The sequence below is a fragment of the Neorhizobium galegae bv. orientalis str. HAMBI 540 genome, assembly GCF_000731315.1.
Lineage (GTDB): Bacteria > Pseudomonadota > Alphaproteobacteria > Rhizobiales > Rhizobiaceae > Neorhizobium > Neorhizobium galegae.
The window spans coordinates 2,451,069-2,467,931 of sequence record NZ_HG938353.1; the positions used below are offsets into that span (position 1 = coordinate 2,451,069).

At 60.7% G+C, this 16,863-nt stretch carries 16 protein-coding genes; 8 read left to right on the forward strand and 8 right to left on the reverse strand.

Annotated features, from left to right (window positions below; translation table 11 throughout):
• Window positions 1-105: 105 nt before the first annotated feature.
• Entirely contained in the window at window positions 106-468 is a 363-nt protein-coding gene (locus RG540_RS12140) for a hypothetical protein (protein WP_038588216.1), read from the forward strand.
• A gap of 340 nt (window positions 469-808) precedes the next feature.
• Here the strand turns inward: RG540_RS12140 and RG540_RS12145 are convergent, their stop codons facing one another.
• The gene (locus RG540_RS12145) at window positions 809-1,261 is read right to left on the reverse strand and encodes a GatB/YqeY domain-containing protein (protein ID WP_038588219.1); all 453 of its coding nucleotides are present in this window, start codon (window positions 1,259-1,261) and stop codon (window positions 809-811) included.
• Between the two features lie 327 nt (window positions 1,262-1,588).
• Between RG540_RS12145 and carA the strand changes: the two genes are divergently transcribed.
• On the forward strand, window positions 1,589-2,794 hold the full coding sequence (gene carA / locus RG540_RS12150) for a glutamine-hydrolyzing carbamoyl-phosphate synthase small subunit (protein WP_038593640.1): 1,206 nt from the start codon (window positions 1,589-1,591) through the stop codon (window positions 2,792-2,794).
• A 97-nt stretch (window positions 2,795-2,891) separates the two neighbouring features.
• A complete protein-coding gene (locus RG540_RS12155) occupies window positions 2,892-3,242 on the forward strand; it encodes a hypothetical protein (protein WP_038588222.1) in 351 nt (116 codons plus the stop codon).
• Between the two features lie 24 nt (window positions 3,243-3,266).
• On the opposite strand, the gene RG540_RS12160 is transcribed toward RG540_RS12155, so the two are convergent.
• Window positions 3,267-4,664, reverse strand: coding sequence for an MATE family efflux transporter (locus tag RG540_RS12160; protein ID WP_051909371.1), 1,398 nt, complete (start codon window positions 4,662-4,664; stop codon window positions 3,267-3,269).
• Between the two features lie 128 nt (window positions 4,665-4,792).
• Window positions 4,793-6,052 (reverse strand): TCR/Tet family MFS transporter, encoded by a 1,260-nt coding sequence (locus RG540_RS12165; RefSeq protein WP_038588225.1) that lies wholly within the window; start codon window positions 6,050-6,052, stop codon window positions 4,793-4,795.
• A 283-nt stretch (window positions 6,053-6,335) separates the two neighbouring features.
• On the opposite strand from RG540_RS12165, the gene RG540_RS12170 reads away from it, so the two are divergent.
• Both RG540_RS12170 and RG540_RS12175 read left to right on the forward strand, forming a co-directional pair.
• The gene (locus RG540_RS12170; RefSeq protein ID WP_038588228.1) at window positions 6,336-6,707 is read left to right on the forward strand and encodes a phospholipid-binding protein; all 372 of its coding nucleotides are present in this window, start codon (window positions 6,336-6,338) and stop codon (window positions 6,705-6,707) included.
• An 83-nt stretch (window positions 6,708-6,790) separates the two neighbouring features.
• A complete protein-coding gene (locus tag RG540_RS12175) occupies window positions 6,791-7,270 on the forward strand; it encodes a DUF2938 domain-containing protein (protein ID WP_038588231.1) in 480 nt (159 codons plus the stop codon).
• Here the strand turns inward: RG540_RS12175 and RG540_RS12180 are convergent.
• The gene (locus RG540_RS12180; protein WP_038588234.1) at window positions 7,267-7,590 is read right to left on the reverse strand and encodes an ArsR/SmtB family transcription factor; all 324 of its coding nucleotides are present in this window, start codon (window positions 7,588-7,590) and stop codon (window positions 7,267-7,269) included. The two genes, RG540_RS12175 and RG540_RS12180, sit on opposite strands and share 4 nt — an antisense overlap.
• Before the next feature lie 47 nt (window positions 7,591-7,637).
• Here RG540_RS12180 and RG540_RS12185 point away from each other — a divergent pair, with 47 nt between their 5' ends.
• Window positions 7,638-8,120, forward strand: coding sequence for an SRPBCC family protein (locus RG540_RS12185; protein ID WP_038588236.1), 483 nt, complete (start codon window positions 7,638-7,640; stop codon window positions 8,118-8,120).
• 109 nt (window positions 8,121-8,229) lie between these two features.
• Here RG540_RS12185 and ypfJ read toward each other — a convergent pair whose 3' ends face one another.
• The 3 genes from ypfJ to RG540_RS12200 all read right to left on the reverse strand — a co-directional run bounded on the left by ypfJ (window position 8,230) and on the right by RG540_RS12200 (window position 11,072).
• Window positions 8,230-9,138, reverse strand: coding sequence for a KPN_02809 family neutral zinc metallopeptidase (gene ypfJ, locus RG540_RS12190; protein ID WP_038544141.1), 909 nt, complete (start codon window positions 9,136-9,138; stop codon window positions 8,230-8,232).
• A gap of 94 nt (window positions 9,139-9,232) precedes the next feature.
• Entirely contained in the window at window positions 9,233-10,444 is a 1,212-nt protein-coding gene (locus RG540_RS12195; protein WP_038588238.1) for an MFS transporter, read from the reverse strand.
• A gap of 145 nt (window positions 10,445-10,589) precedes the next feature.
• Window positions 10,590-11,072 carry a DUF2306 domain-containing protein gene (locus RG540_RS12200; protein WP_038588240.1) on the reverse strand — a complete coding sequence of 161 codons (483 nt, stop codon included), beginning with the start codon at window positions 11,070-11,072 and terminating at the stop codon, window positions 10,590-10,592.
• Between the two features lie 111 nt (window positions 11,073-11,183).
• On the opposite strand from RG540_RS12200, the gene RG540_RS12205 reads away from it, so the two are divergent.
• The gene (locus RG540_RS12205; protein ID WP_038588243.1) at window positions 11,184-11,999 is read left to right on the forward strand and encodes a LytTR family DNA-binding domain-containing protein; all 816 of its coding nucleotides are present in this window, start codon (window positions 11,184-11,186) and stop codon (window positions 11,997-11,999) included.
• Window positions 12,000-12,113: 114 nt separating this feature from the next.
• On the opposite strand, the gene RG540_RS12210 is transcribed toward RG540_RS12205, so the two are convergent.
• Complete coding sequence (locus RG540_RS12210) at window positions 12,114-13,199, reverse strand: phosphatase PAP2 family protein (protein WP_157884615.1); 1,086 nt, start codon at window positions 13,197-13,199, stop codon at window positions 12,114-12,116.
• A 166-nt stretch (window positions 13,200-13,365) separates the two neighbouring features.
• On the opposite strand from RG540_RS12210, the gene carB reads away from it, so the two are divergent.
• Window positions 13,366-16,854 carry a carbamoyl-phosphate synthase large subunit gene (gene carB / locus RG540_RS12215; RefSeq protein ID WP_038588245.1) on the forward strand — a complete coding sequence of 1,163 codons (3,489 nt, stop codon included), beginning with the start codon at window positions 13,366-13,368 and terminating at the stop codon, window positions 16,852-16,854.
• Window positions 16,855-16,863: the final 9 nt, after the last annotated feature.

The window sequence follows — 16,863 nt, forward strand, 5'->3', positions numbered from 1 at the left end:
GAACGAGGCAAGCGGCTCGCCGGCACCATTCTGTCCAGGCTTGATTCTCTTTTCCCGTGACCTACCATCATCCGCGCAATGGGTTTTCAAAGGCCAAGATATTTCATGACGAAACGCGATTTCATCTATGTGGCGCTGCTGATTGCGCTTGCCACCGGCCCGATCATCGACGCCTTTACCGGGGGTTCAGACGCGATGGGATTTACGCTCAACGATGCTGGTCAGCTGATCGCGACCATTGTCCTCTGCGTCTGGTGGGAGATGGAGGATGCGAAGTTGCGGGGCGGCACCGCTGCGACGCTGACCCAGACAGCCACCGTTTTTCTCGCGCCTCTGGGGCTGCTCATCTATTTCTTCCAGTCGCGGAAACCGATCGCTGCGACCATCGCCTTCGTGGCCTTCATCGGAGGTGCACTGCTCGCCATCATCGGCGGAGCGTTTCTCGGCGAATGGCTGGTCGCCGCCTGATCAGCCCAGCGTGAGTCCGGCGCTCCCGTTTGCCCCAACGTGGGGCAAATTTTTGGCAGATCATCAGCCGGCAAGATTATCTTTTTGTAATTTGCCAGACAGACCCTGCGGGATTTAGCTCTTTTCCAAATTCGGAAATGCCGGCAGCGTCCTGACACACAACGGTAAGAATTTCCTTCGCTCTTCGGGACGGGGCGTGTCGCAATGTATCGCAGCACCTCGGACCCTCTCGCCAGCGGCCAGTTCGCAGTCGGCCGGCGGAATCCTGAAGAGCAAAAAGGCGGGAATCCGATCATCGGGTTCCCGCCTTTCGTTTATTCGCCGCCTCGCAAAAGGCCGCTTACTTCAGAAGCTCTTTCACCACGCCGGAAGCCTTGGCGAAGTCCATCTGGCCCGGGTGCTTTTCCTTCAGCACCGCCATGACCTTGCCCATGTCGCGGAGCCCCTGGGCACCGGATTCGGCGATCGCCGCCTTGATCAGTTCCTGCACTGTCTCGTCCGAGAGCTGCTCGGGCATGAATCCCTTGATGATGTCGATTTCCTCGCGCTCCTGCGTCGCAAGCTCGGCGCGTCCGGCATCCTGGTAGATCTTCGCCGATTCCTCGCGTTGCTTCACCATCTTCTGCAGGATCTGCAGGATGTCGTCATCGCTGACCGGGTCCTTGCCGAGACCGCGATTGGCGATATCTCGATCCTTGATCGCAGTCTGGATCAGCCGCACGGTCGAAAGCCGGCGGGTTTCCCTGGCCCTCATAGCGTCCTTGAGCGCATCGGAAAGCTTGTCGCGCAACATCGTTTTTTCTCCTTGGGAAAAGCTTAGGCGCAGGCATAGTGAATTGTGGCTTTTCCTTGGCATTCACACCGTTGTCATAGACGACGGGTCGGGGTCGATCAAATCAAATCACCCAAATCGTTGAATCCGATGGCTTATAATCCCCCATGGAATTCTTGGGCTGCGAGATTGACCACCTCGCCCGCTTTGTCTATTTTCCGGCACCTGCACGAGATTTAGAGGTTAGGGCTTGCGCCGGGATTTCCGCGCGCCCGTCTCTCACGACCATAAATGGCCCTCGCAGCCTGTCTCTTCAAGGGACGGGACCGGTGAGGCAGAAGGATGGATATGACCGCGACCGCTCCCTGGACCACCAAGAAACCCACCGCATTGCTCGTTCTGGCCGACGGCACCGTGATCGAAGGAACCGGGATCGGCGCAACCGGCAAGGTGCCGGCCGAAGTGGTGTTCAACACCGCGCTGACCGGCTACCAGGAGATCCTGACCGACCCTTCCTATCTCGGCCAGATCGTCACATTCACATTCCCCCACATCGGCAATATCGGCACCAACGAAGAAGACGTCGAGGACCTGACGCCGGCGGCCCGCCGCGGCGCGGTCGGCACCATCTTCAAGGCCGACATTACCGAGCCTTCCAACTACCGCGCCGGCAAGGATCTCGACGGCTGGCTGAAAGCCCGCGGCATCATTGGCCTTTCCGGCATCGACACCCGCGCGCTGACCGCCTGGATCCGCCAGAACGGCGCACCGAACGCCGTCATCGCCCATGATCCCAACGGCGTCTTCGATATCGAGGCTCTGAAGGCCGAAGCCAGGGCATGGAGCGGGCTTGAAGGCCTCGACCTCGCCAAGGAAGCGACTTCCGGCCAGTCCTCGCAATGGAACCAGAAGCCCTGGGTCTGGAACGAGGGCTACAGCGAACTGAAGCCGGAAGATGCGAAATATCACATCGTCTGCGTCGATTACGGCGTGAAGCGCAACATCCTGCGCCTTTTCGCCGGCCTCGACTGCAAGGTGACGGTCGTACCCGCCCAGACCTCGGCCGAAGACATCCTGGCGCTGAAGCCGGACGGCATCTTCCTGTCGAATGGCCCCGGCGACCCGGCGGCGACCGGCGAATACGCCGTGCCGGTCATCAGGAGCGTCATCAAGACGGACATCCCGACCTTCGGCATCTGCCTCGGTCACCAGATGCTGGGCTTGGCACTCGGCGCCAGAACCGAGAAGATGCACCAGGGTCATCACGGCGCCAACCACCCGGTCAAGGACCATACCACCGGCAAGGTGGAGATCGTCTCGATGAACCACGGCTTCGCGGTGGATTCGAAGTCTCTGCCGGAAGGCGTTGAGGAGACTCACATTTCGCTCTTCGACGGCACCAATTGCGGCCTGCGCGTCACCGGCAAGCAGGTGTTCTCGGTCCAGCATCACCCGGAAGCCTCGCCCGGCCCGCAGGACAGCCACTATCTCTTCCGTCGCTTCATCAACATGGTGCGCGAGAAGAAGGGCGAACCTGCCCTCGCTGAGCGCTGAACTCCGGCGCTTGAAAAAATCCAGCGACCCTATTGACCTCAACTTTGGTTGAGGTCCCATAAACGCCCCTGTTCAAGATCGAGCAGGGGTTTTTCTTATGAGCGAAATACAGAATCGACGCATTTTTCGCGTCAACAGGTTTGCGGTCCCGGTCGAAGGGCGCGAAGAATTCATGGCGTTGGTTCACAGGACGCATGAGGTTATCCGCGCCCAGCCGGGATTCGTCGACGATCTGATCCTGGAACAGGCTTCCATTGCCGGACTGTTCAACGTCATCACCATCCTCCAGTTCGAAGGCGAGCACGCTCTTCAGCCGGTCATTGCCGCAGTCGCAAAATCGGATGAGGAGGCAGGCATCGATCGGCAGGCGTTGAGCCGACGCCTCGGCGTAGAGACCAATGTCGGCTTCTACCACAGGGCGGTTTTACAAGAACTCCTACCGGCCTGACCAACACGGACAGCCCGCTGAAACTCAGCGGGCCTTCATCGTCCGGCGGTGCACCAGCAGCCAGAAGCGGCCGCAAAGCAGTATGGCCGCGGCCGCAAGCCCGGTCACGAAGCCGAACCAGACACCCTCGCCGCGAAAACCGAGCGGGAATGCGAAGACCCAGGCGCAGGAGAAACCGATCGGCCAATAGGCGATCAGCGCCAGCACCATCGGCACCCTGGTGTCCTTGAGGCCACGCAACAGGCTGGCACCGACCACCTGCAACCCGTCTACCAGCTGGAAAGCCCCGGCGATGACGATCAGCGGCACCGCCAATTTCAGCACGGTCGCGGCGTCCTCCTTGCGTGTATCCAGGAAGAGATTGCCGAAGAAGTGCGGGATTGTCGCATACAGCACACTGCCGATTGCGGTGAACAGGACGCTGACCGCAAGTACGGCAAGCGCCGCCCGCTTGACGCCCAGAAGATCACCGCGGCCATTGGCAAGCCCGACGCGCACCGTCGCCACCTGCGACAGGCCGAGCGGGATCATGAAGGCGATCGCCGCCAGCTGCAGCGCGATGCCGTGGGCCGCGAGTTCCAGCTTGCCGATGATGCCCATCAGCAGGGAGGCAGCCGAAAACAGGCTGGTTTCCGCCAGAATGGTGAAGCTGATCGGCAGGCCGAGCACGACGATCTCGCGCACCATGCTCCAGTCCGGCCGCCAGAAGCGCACGAAGATCTCGTAGGCGCGCATCTTTGGCTGGCTTTCCACATAAATGAGAGCGGCCACGAAACCGAACAGGTTGGCAGCGACGGAAGCGATCGCCGCCCCGTGCAGCCCCATTTCCGGCGCACCGAAATGGCCGAAGATCAGCAGATAGGCGAGGCCGGCATTGATGAAGAACATCACGATCGTGACATAAAGCACAATGCCGCCCTTCTCGAGCCCGGTGACGAAGCTTCGAAGCGCCATCAGCCCAAGCGCCGGGAAAATGCCCCATTGGGCGATGCGCAAATAGCTCTGTGCATTTGCCGCGACATCCGGCTGCTGCCCGAGCGCGAGAAGGATGGGTGCCGAAAACCACAGGATCGGCGCCGTCAGCACCCCGAACGCAAGCACGATCCACAGCCCCATGCGAACCGACCGGCGCACCGAGCGGCTATCGCCATGCCCGAGCGCCTGCGCCACCAGCGGCACCACGGCGCTGGTGAAACCGGTGCCGAAGATGAAGACCAGGAAGAACATCTGCGTGGCGAGCACGACGGAGGCGAGCTCGGTCGTGCCGAGCCAGCCGACCAGGATGACGTCGGTCGTATTGATCGCCATCTGCGCCAGCTGCGCCCCGACCAGCGGCACGCCGAGTGCAAGGGTCGCACGCATATGTGTGGACCAGGAATTGTCCGTCACCGTCACAGCCATGGTGGTGGAAAGGCTCGACATGACACTCCTCCGCAGACGAAAAAAGCCGCTTCCAGAAACTGGCGAGCGGCGGATGATACAGCCTATAGAGGAGCATCATCCGTGCGGCAACACTTACAGGCGATTCAGCAGAATTTTTGGACGTTTCTTCAAGAAATCTGATGCGTGAGCTCGGTTTCGCGCCCAGCCGCCTGTGTTTTTCGTGAAATCCGGCTCAGGAACACCAAAATGGCACAAGCCATGAAAATCGCCGCCATCATGTACGGCGCGCCTGCGAACTCCATTTTCGCATGCTCCCCCGTGAACGCACTGAACAACTGCGTGAAGATCGCCGGACCGACGATCGTGGTCAGGCTGGTGAGGCTCGTCATTGCGCCCTGCAGCTCCCCTTGGGCCGACGGCGGCACCTTGGCCGAAGCGATGCTACGCAGCGCCGGATCGGCGACGTTCTCGATCGTCGTCACAAGGATGACGGCATAGACCATCCACCCCTGCCACGCGAAGGCATAACCGGTAAGGCCGAGGCAGCAGAAACAAAGCCCGAGCACCGCAGTCTTCCATTCGCCGAGCACAGGCACGAGTTTCGGCAGGATAACGCCCATGACAAATGCGGCGCAGATACCGAACAGCCCGAGCGACAGGCCGATTTGCCCCTCGCTCCAGCCGTAACGATAGGCGGACACGAAGGACCAGACGGACGGATAGACCGCGTGCGCCAGCCAATACAGGAACATCACCAGCATCACCCAGCCGATCCCCGGATAGTGGCGCATCTGGCGCAGCGCACCGAGCGGATTGGCGCGTTTCAGCTCGAACTTGCGGCGGTTCGCCTTGTCGAGCGTCTCCGGCAGCAGGAACCAGGAGGCGACGAAATTGGCGAGCGATAGCAGCCCGGCGCCCAGGAACGGCACGCGCGGACCGAGTTCGCCGAGCAGGCCGCCGATCACCGGGCCGACCGTGAAACCGACGCCGAAGGCGATCCCGATCAGGCCAAAGTTCTTGGCGCGGTTTTTCTCATTGCTGATATCTGCGATATAGGCCGAGCAGGTGGCAAAACTACCGCCTGAAATGCCGGCCAGCACACGACCGACGAACAGCATCCAGAAACTGGTGGCGGCCGCGCAGATCAGGTTGTCGAGAGCGAAGGTGAGCACCGAGGCGAGCAGGATCGGCCGGCGGCCGAAACGGTCGCTGAGATTGCCGAGCAGCGGCGCAAACAGGAACTGCATGCCGGAATAGATGAGCAGCAGCCAGCCGCCGTCGACGGCGGCGGCACTCATGTCGTCGCCGGTCAGCTCGCGCAGGAAGGTCGGCAGCACCGGCATGATGATTGCGATCCCGATGATATCCAGAAACAGGATCATGAAGACGAGGAAAAGGCCTCGGCGGACAAATTTCGGGTCGAGCATTAAATGTCTCTCTAGCAATGGTCTTTTCTTGAAAGACGATCAATTCGCCGGGCTGCCTACATAGCGGTAAAGGAAAACCGAAACAATACGTGAACATTTCAAAGTTTTTGATGAAAGGCACAACCGCAGTGGATGGTCATGCCACCCGGCGCTCCTCCGCTTCCAGAACGTTAGTTCCTCAGCCCGGCCATCCACCCTCTATGCGCGATCTCCGTTGACAGGTGCACGCAAAAGCCTAGTCTGACCTCTCATTGTTTCGACCGTGATCGATTGGGGGATTGTCATGCGCGGATTGATGGTGATCGCATTTCTCTTGGCATCGTGTACCGCCGCGATGGCGGATATGAAGGTCTCCTTCGACTGGGGACCGACAAAGAAATGTTTCGATTCGAAATCGCCGCCGATCTCGCTGTCGGGCGTGCCAGCCGGCACCAAGGCGCTCGATATCCGCATGAAGGATATGAACGTCCCGGATTATAACCACGGCGGCGGCAAGGTGGATTATTCCGCCCAGAAATCGCTCGCCTACGGCGCCTTCAGCTATACCGGCCCCTGCCCTCCCTCCGGCAAGCACAAATACCGTTTCACGGTGAATGCTCTGGACGCCGGCGGCAAGACACTCGCGACCGCCACCGCCGACAAGATGTTTCCCTAGTCTCGGAGCCCGGAGGATCTCGACAGCCCAAACCGGACCTCTTAGAGATTGGAATTGAACTTCCCTCTCTTCGGCGGCCTCTCATGATCGAACTTCTCTGGCGCGGCATTCTCATCGGGCTCGGCGCCACCATCCTGATGGACCTCTGGGCGATCGTGCTGAACAGGGTCTTCGGTCAGCCCAAGGCCAACTGGGCTCCGGCCGGGCGCTGGTTCTGGCACCTGCAGCGCGGAAAGGTGTTTCACGACAGCATCGCGGCAGCCGAACCCTATCGACATGAGCTCCCGCTCGGCTGGGCAGGCCATTATGCCATCGGCATTCTCTACGGCGTGATCCTTGCCCTGATCATTGGGCAGAGCTGGTTCGCTGCGCCGAGCTTCATTCCCGCCTGGATCTTCGGCATCGTCACCATCGGCGCCGGTTGGTTCTTGATGCAGCCGGGCCTTGGCCTCGGCTGGGCCGCGTCGAAGACGCCGAGGCCGAACAAGGTTCGCTTTCTCAATTTCGCCGCCCACACCGTTTTCGCGCTTGGGCTTTACGGCACCGCGCTGCTGATCCGCTAGTCTTCCAGATCCCGCTTCATCCGGTCGAGCATATCCACGGCATGCGCCGCATAGGCGCCGATCCAGCGGTCGTGGATCGCCTTGATCGGCAGCGGGTTCAGATGGTTCCAGCGCTCCCGGCCCTCGCGCTTCACCAGCACCAGGTCGGCACCCTCCAGAACTTTCAGATGCTGCATGACGGTGCAGCGGTCGAGCTTCGGAAACCGGGCACAGAGATCGCCCGTCTTCTGCGGCCGGTCCTTCAGTTCGTCCAGAATCTCCCTGCGAACCGGAGCCGCTAGAGCCTTGAAAATACGATCATTTTTTTCACTGCTTGACATGTTATATTTTTATAACATAATGTGAGGAGAAACAAGGGAGAAAGATCATGGAACTGAAATTCAAGGTATCCGGCCGGATTTCAAAACCGGTCGAGGAAGTGTTCGAGGCCGTCGCCGATCCCAAAAAGCTTTCGGGTTATTTCACCACAGGCGGCGCCAAGGGGCGGCTGGAGACCGGCACAACGGTCACCTGGGATTTTCACGACTTCCCGGGCGCCTTTCCCGTTGAAGTCGTCGAGGTGGAGAAGAACAGCAAGATCGTGCTGCGCTGGGACGCGACGGAAGGCAATGCGGCCGAACAGGGACCGGAGAACGTCACTCCCGCCCACTACAAGACAACGGTCACCATGACCTTCGAGCCACTGGAGGGCGATCGCACGCTGGTGACGATCGCCGAGGAAGGCTGGCGCGAAACACCCGGCGGCCTTTCAGCCTCCTACGGCAACTGCCAGGGCTGGTCGCAGATGCTCTGCGCCTTGAAAGCCTATGTGGAATACGGCATCAACCTGCGCGAGGGGATGTATAAGTAGGCGCCTGACTTTACTCCTCCCTCTCCCCGCTTGCGGGGTGAGGGAACGCACGCGGCATTCGAGATCGGGAACCAATAAAGCGCGGCGCCAGATCGCCCCTCTCTAGAGCCTAAACATTCCCCGAGAACGTATCGCAGGCCTTCATGTCGCCCGTATCAAACCCGCGCTTGAACCAGCGTGCGCGCTGCGCCGAAGTGCCGTGGTTGAAACTTTCCGGCACGACGTAGCCCTGGCTGCGCTTCTGCAGCGTATCGTCGCCGATCTGCTGCGCGGCGTTCAGCGCTTCTTCGAGGTCGCCGGTATCGAGAATGCCCTTCTGCTGGGTGAACTTGCCCCAGACGCCGGCAAAGCAGTCGGCCTGCAGCTCGACGCGCACCGACATGCGGTTGGCATCGGCCTCGCTCATCCGCTGGCGGGCCTGGTTGAATTTCGGCAGGATGCCGAGAAGATTCTGCACGTGATGGCCGACCTCATGGGCGATCACATAGGCCTCGGCAAAATCGCCGGCAGCATCGAAGCGCTGTTCGAGCTCCTTGAAGAAATTGGTGTCGAGATAAAGCTTGTGGTCGCCGGGGCAATAGAAGGGCCCCGTCGCGGAAGACGCAAATCCGCAGGCGGAGTTCACCTTGCCGGAAAACAGCACCAATGTAGGCTCCTGATACTGCTGGCCGTTGGCCTGGAAAATGCCGTTCCAGGTATCTTCCGTTTCCGCCAGCACGGTGCGCACGAATGCGGTCGTCTCGTCATTGGCCGGCGTGCGGTTGCCGGTCGTCTGCTGTTGCTCGAAACCCGAACCGTCCATGCCGAGCTCGCCTGATAGCAGCGAGAGCGGGTTGATGCCGGTGATCCAGCAGATGATCAGGATGACGATGATCCCGCCGATGCCGAGCCCTCCGCCGCGGCGGCCACCGCCACCGATCGGGATGCGCAGGCCGCCTCGACCAAGCGGACTGCCGTCCATGGAAGCGCCGCGCTGGTCCTCGACATTGTCCGATTGCCGGCGCCCTCTCCATTCCATGTCGTGCTCTCCTGTTCGACCGAATCCTGGCCGATATAACGCTGGCGGCCGCAAAAGCGATCCGTCCCCGCATCACATAGCCGAAGATTCGTCTTCAGGCGACCCGCAGAGCCTTTTTGCCCGGCAGGAAAACCGTCAGCAATCCGAATACCGGCAGGAAAGCGCAGACATTGTAGACGAAGGTGATGCCGTAGCGGTCGGCAAAGATGCCGAGCACCGCCGCGGCGATGCCGCCGATCCCGAAGGCGATCCCGAAAAAGATGCCGGCGATCATCCCCACCCGGCCCGGCACCAGTTCCTGCGCCATCACCACGATCGCCGGGAAGGACGATGCCATGATGAAACCGATGATCGCCGAAAGCCCGATCGTCACCGGCAGGTTGGCAAACGGCATGGCGAGCGTGAACGGCAGCACGCCGAGGATCGAGAACCAGATCACCACCTTGGAGCCGAACTTGTCGCCGACTAGCCCGCCGATGACAGTGCCGAGTGCGACGGCGCCGAGGAAGATGAACAGCATGATCTGCGACTGCTGCACCGTCACCTGGAAGCGCTCGATGACGAAGAATGTATAATAACTGCTGATCGACGCCATGTATGCGTTCTTGGAGAAGGTCAGGATGGTCAGCACGATGAGCGAGATGGTCACCGTCCGCTTTGAAAGGTTATGGGCCTTCAGCACCCGCTTGCGGCCCTGGTTGGCGAGCATATGCGCCTTGTACCAGCGCGCCACCCACGACAGGACGACAATGCCGAGCAGCGCGATTCCCGAGAACCAGGCAACGCTGCCCTGACCGTTCGGCACGATAATGAAGGCTGCGAGCAGCGGGCCGATCGACTGGCCGAAATTGCCGCCGACCTGGAAGACCGACTGCGCCATCCCGTAACGACCACCGGAAGCAAGCCGCGCCACGCGCGAGGATTCCGGATGGAAGACGGCCGAGCCGATGCCGATCAGCGAGGCGGAGATCACCAGCACCCCATAGGAATGTGCGTTCGCCAGCATGAACAGGCCGATGAAGGTCGAACCCATGCCGACCGGCAGCGAATAGGGGAACGGCTTCTTATCGGTGATGATGCCTATCACCGGCTGTAGCAGCGAGGCCGTGCACTGGAAGGCAAGCGTCAATATGCCGATCTGCCAGAAATCGAGGGCATAATCCGTCTTCAGCATCGGATAGATCGCTGAGATCATCGACTGCATGATGTCGTTGATCATATGGCAGAAGCTGACCGCCAGGATGATCGGCAGGATCGTCACTTCGGCGGCAGTTGCGGAAACGGGTTTGGATGTTGCATCGGCCATTGAATTTCCTCCGCGCAAGCGGTCGTCATCGCGGATGGCCGTTGCTGCAAGTGTCTTGGTTGCAGCTCTAATCCCGCAATCCTGGCCTGTCCATGACAGGAAGGCGCCGAACGGTACGCTTCGAGGAAATTCTTGATACAAGCTCCTAAATTCGCCGCGACGCCAGCCTCTGCTGAAGAAGAAGCGTCCCGGCGATCGCGATGAGCGTCAGAAGCAAAATCCAGCTCGGTCCGCCGGAAAACACCACGGTGTTCATGATCCGGCCCGGGATCAGCGTGAACAGGCCAGCGATGACGATGCCGCCGAAATACATGCCGATGACGGTCGCCTTGTGCGCCCTCATATTATGAGCGCGCGCCGCACTGATCGACCGCCACACCCCCACGAGCACGAAGACCGACAGGAGATGGATCGGACTGAAGCCGTAGAACAGATTGATCTCGTGGATGAAGAAGCTGGAAAGCGAGGTAATGACCATCAGCGCCATCCAGATCTTGCCGAGCAGGCGGTGGACCGGCGTGCCCTTGCGATTGAGAAGGATATAGGCGCCGAGCACCGATGCCGGCAGAACTGCCGCCACATGGACTTGCACGGCAAGCGGGGCGTCAAGAAGCGGTTGAAGGTTCATGGGAAGTACCTGTCGAAATCGGCGAGAACGGGAGGCGATTGAATTGATCGCCTGTTTCCGCCATGACTGGCTTGCCCTCAATCGGAATGGCGCAGACGACGGACAAACTTCGTGAATCACTCGTTTTTGAGCTCCACGCTTCGTGAATTGCAGCTCTTCACCCGCTCCTGGCGCTTCTGGACGACCTTTACGCTCGTCATCCTGATCTTTGTCGTCACCGGCCCCTACGGCACGCTGGAGCGGATGACGCTCGGCGTCCGGCTCGGTTACTGGCTGATCGTCCATGCCGTCACCTGGACGATCGCCATCTGTCTGTCGATCATGGCGGAAATCCTGCTGCGCAACCGCATCAACCATACGCTCGCCCGCATGATGATCGGTTCGCTGGTTGCAGCCCTACCGATCGGCTTTGCACTCGGCGCCATCGATTTCGCCTTCTTCGGCCACTGGACCGAGATGGAAACCGGCTTCCACCGGGCGCTGTTTGCGCTGCCGCTCTGCGCCGTCTTCTGTCTTCTGACCTACACGGCCATGCACCGGCAGATCGCCGAGATTTCCACGCCAGCCCCGCCTGCATCACCTTCTCCTGCTGCAGCGCAGGCCGCTTGGCCCGTATCCGAACCTGAAATCCTCGCCCGGCTGAAACCCCAGAACCGCGGCGCAATCCTGCGGCTTTCAGTCGAGGATCACTATACCGACGTGGTCACCACCCGCGGCCATGAACTGGTCCTCCTGCGTTTCGCCGACGCCCTGAAGGAACTTGGGGCCACGCCCGGCCTGCAGGTGCACCGCTCCCATTGGGTGGCGGATGCCCATGTCGAAACACTGAAACGCGACAACGGCAAGCTTGTGCTGATGATGAAGGATGGCACTGAAATCCCCGTGAGCCGCACTTATATGGACGCCGTGCGGTCGCGGTTCGACTAGATTACCACCCCTTGGCTACGCTGCAGCAGCGTCCGAACGCCGGGTGAACACGAAAGGCACTCGCCACAACGCCGACGCGGAGAAATAGGCCAGCGTCACGATCATGAACGAGACTTACCCGTCGATGGCATAGTGCCAGCCAAGATAGACGGAGCTCAGTTGGATGAAGCCTACATAGATGAAGCCCACGATGCCGAGGCCGCGGGAACGTTCGGCCAGAAAGTAAGCGTTGAGGGTAGTCAAGCCGACATGGACGCTCGGAAAGGCGGAAATACCGCCTGCGAAACCAGAGGTGCCCTGTTCGTAGAGGCTCCAGAGATAGGACTGGTAATGCGCTGCGGAATTCACCCACTGGCTCTGAGCAAGAAACGCCGTCAGCGCGGCAAACCGTGTGTGGTCGCCGGTCACGGCACCGTAAAAGACCGGACCGGCCGACAGGAACATACCCGCAAGCACATTGCCGCATATGACCCAGACAAACAGAAAAAGCAGCATGTAACGTTGGCGAATATCGTCTGCGGCTGGTGACGTCAGGGCGAAGAAGAGCGCGCCGAAGCAGATGATGAACCACGCCGCGCTATAGTTGAATTCGACGATGGCAAGAACCACGTCGTAACCGGCCACCGCATGCAGCAGCCGCCACGGATCCAAGCCGAAATATATCCAGGCGTCGATATCCGCCTGTATCTTGTCGTAATGGAAACCACCTTGCAGCGTCGGCAAGGCGTTTTTGATCGAGGTGAACGTGCCTTGGAAAACCATCAGGCCCATCATCAACAGCACACCGGAGACCAGAGAGGCAACGCGGCGGGCGGAAAAAACGCGGCGATAGGCAAGCGGCCGCCGCCTGTCGAAACGCAATGTCAGCATGGACAGATCGATAATGACCGCCATCAGCGGCAGGAAAACAGCAAACACCGCTGGCCATTGATCGAAGTAAAATTGATACGAAATCATCTCCGTCGTGCCGGTAAGGCCGAGGAATATCAGGCCTCCGAGCGAATAGAAGCCGATAAGCGCGTAGAGCAACGCATCCTTGCGCAGCCGAAAGCCGCACTCGCGCACGAAACATGCCAGAAACCGCACGGCCTGCCCCGTGCGCAACCCCCGTTGCCGCATCTGCAAACGTCTCGATAGAAAGCCCCCGATTTCTTGACAATACGCAAACCTGATTAAGACTTCTTTATTGGAACGCCTCAAAAACCGGCCGCGATTTCTGTCGATTTGGCGATTTATGGGGTTCCGTTCGCTAGAACATTTGCCTATAAGCCGCGTCTAGCCTGAAAAGACATGCTCGCGCGACCCGACCGGTGGTATTCCACGCCGTGCCGGTTTTCTGCGCAGGCAAAAAGCGGAAAGACAACCCATGCCAAAGCGCCAAGATTTGAAATCGATCCTCATCATCGGCGCGGGTCCGATCGTCATCGGCCAGGCATGCGAGTTCGACTATTCCGGCACCCAAGCCTGCAAGGCGCTGAAGGAAGAAGGTTACCGGGTCATCCTGGTCAATTCCAACCCGGCGACGATCATGACCGACCCGGGACTGGCGGATGCCACCTATGTCGAGCCGATCACCCCGGAAGTTGTCGCCAAGATCATCGCCAAGGAACGTCCGGACGCACTGCTGCCGACCATGGGCGGCCAGACGGCTCTCAACACCGCGCTCTCCCTCAAGAGAATGGGCGTGCTCGACCGCTACAATGTCGAGATGATCGGCGCCAAGCCGGCCGCCATCGACATGGCCGAAGACCGCGCCCTGTTCCGCGAAGCCATGTCCCGCATCGGCCTAGAAACCCCGAAGTCGATGCTGGCCAACGCCACCGACATCAAGGATACCGACCGTAAAGTTCATGAGATCGAGCGCAACCGGGTAAAGGAAAGCCTGACGGGTGCCGAACTCGACAAGGCACTCGACGAGCTCGAAAACCAGTGGAACCTTGGCGAGACCGACCGCAAGCAGCGTTATATCAGCCACGCCATGGCGATCGCCGCCCAGGCGATCGACGTGGTCGGCCTACCCGCCATCATCCGTCCCTCCTTCACCATGGGCGGCACCGGCGGCGGCATCGCCTATAACCGCTCGGAATTCTTCGAGATCGTTTCCGGCGGCCTCGATGCCTCGCCGACCACCGAAGTGCTGATCGAAGAATCGGTGCTCGGCTGGAAGGAATACGAGATGGAGGTGATCCGCGACAAGGCGGACAACTGCATCATCATCTGCTCGATCGAGAACATCGATCCGATGGGCGTCCACACGGGCGACTCGATCACCGTCGCGCCGGCTCTGACGCTGACCGACAAGGAATACCAGATGATGCGCAACGCCTCGATCGCGGTTCTGCGCGAGATCGGCGTCGAGACCGGCGGCTCGAACGTGCAGTTCGCCGTCAACCCGAAGGACGGCCGCCTCGTCGTCATCGAAATGAACCCGCGCGTCTCGCGCTCGTCGGCGCTCGCCTCCAAGGCCACCGGCTTCCCGATCGCGAAGGTCGCCGCCAAGCTCGCGATTGGCTACACGCTCGACGAACTCGACAACGACATCACCGGCGGCGCCACCCCTGCCTCCTTCGAACCGTCGATCGACTACGTGGTCACGAAAATCCCCCGTTTTGCCTTCGAAAAATTCCCGGGCGCCTCGCCGGTCCTGACGACTGCGATGAAGTCGGTCGGCGAAGTCATGGCGATCGGCCGCACATTCGCCGAATCGCTGCAGAAGGCGCTGCGCGGCCTTGAAACCGGCCTGACCGGCCTCGACGAGATCGAAATTCCCGGCTTCGAGGAAGGCGAGAACTCCAAGAACGCCATTCGCGCCGCAATCGGCACGCCGACCCCGGATCGGCTGCGCATGGTTGCCCAGGCGCTACGCCTTGGCCTCACCGAAGGCGAAGTCCATGAGGCCTGCAAGATCGACCCGTGGTTCATCGCCCAGCTCAAGGGCATCACCGACATGGAAGCCCGCGTCCGCGAGCACGGCCTGCCGGACGATGCCGAGAACCTGCGTATGCTGAAGGCCATGGGCTTTTCCGATGCCCGCCTCGCCAGCCTCACCAAAAAACGGCCGAAGGAAGTGGCGGAACTGCGCAACAGCCTGAACGTCCGCCCGGTCTTCAAGCGCATCGACACCTGCGCTGCCGAATTCGCCTCGCCGACCGCCTACATGTATTCGACCTATGAAACGCCGTTCGTCGGCGAGTTGCGCTCGGAAGCGGAAGTGTCGACCGCCAAGAAGGTCGTCATCCTCGGCGGCGGTCCGAACCGCATCGGCCAGGGCATCGAGTTCGATTACTGCTGCTGCCACGCCGCCTTCGCGCTGAAGGATGCCGGTTACGAAGCGATCATGATCAACTGCAACCCGGAAACCGTCTCGACCGACTACGACACGTCAGACCGGCTCTATTTTGAGCCGCTGACAGCCGAAGACGTGATCGAGATCCTGCGCGCCGAGCAGGAAAAGGGCGAAGTGGTCGGCGTCATCGTCCAGTTCGGCGGCCAGACGCCGCTGAAGCTCGCCGAAGCGCTTGAAAAGAACGGCATCCCGATCCTCGGCACCGCGCCCGACATGATCGACCTTGCGGAAGACCGCGACCGTTTCCAGAAGCTCCTGATGAAGCTCGACCTCAACCAACCGAACAACGGCATCGCCTATTCCGTCGAACAGGCCCGCCTGGTCGCCTCGGAAATCGGCTTCCCGCTGGTCGTGCGCCCGTCCTACGTTCTCGGCGGCCGCGCCATGCAGATCATCCATTCGGAATCGATGCTGCAGACCTATCTGCTCGACACGGTGCCGGGCCTGGTGCCGGAAGACATCAAGCAGCGTTACCCGAACGACAAGACCGGCCAGATCAATACCCTGCTCGGCAAGAACCCGCTTCTGTTCGACAGCTACCTGAGCAACGCCATCGAAGTCGACGTCGATTGTGTCTGCGATGGCACCGACGTCTATGTCGCAGGCATCATGGAGCATATCGAGGAAGCCGGCATCCATTCGGGTGACAGCGCCTGCTCGCTGCCGCCGCGCACCCTGTCGCCTGAGATGATCGACGAACTGGAACGCCAGGCGAAGGCCATGGCCAAGGCTCTGCATGTCGTCGGCCTGATGAACGTCCAGTTCGCCATCAAGGACGGCACTGTCTATGTGCTGGAAGTCAACCCGCGCGCCTCGCGCACCGTGCCTTTCGTGGCAAAAACCATCGGCGCGCCGATCGCCAAGATCGCCGCCCGCGTCATGGCCGGCGAAAAGCTCGACGCGACCTTCGCGGCCTACGGCACCAAGCCGGATCCGCGCGCGCTGAAGCACATCGCCGTCAAGGAAGCCGTCTTCCCGTTCGCTCGCTTCCCTGGCGTTGACATCCTGCTCGGCCCGGAAATGCGCTCGACCGGCGAAGTCATCGGCCTCGACACGGATTTCGCGCTAGCCTTCGCCAAGTCGCAGCTCGGCGCCAGTGTCGAACTGCCGCGTGACGGAACGGTCTTCGTCTCCGTGCGCGACGAGGACAAGATCCGGGTGCTTCCGGCAATCCGCATCCTGACCGACATCGGCTTCAAGGTTCTGGCGACCGGCGGCACCGCCCGCTTCCTCGCCGAACAGGGCATTGCCTCCACCCGCATCAACAAGGTGCTGGAAGGCCGCCCGCATATCGAGGACGCGATCCGCAACCGCCAGGTCCAGCTTGTCATCAACACCACGGACGGCAACAAGGCGATCTCCGATTCCAAATCGCTGCGCCGCGCGACGCTGATGCAGAAAGTGCCTTACTACACCACCATGGCCGGCGCTGAAGCTGCGGCACTCGCGATCAAGGCGCTGAAAGCCGGCAATCTCGAAGTCCGCCCGCTGCAGAGCTATTTCGCCTGAAATCTTGAC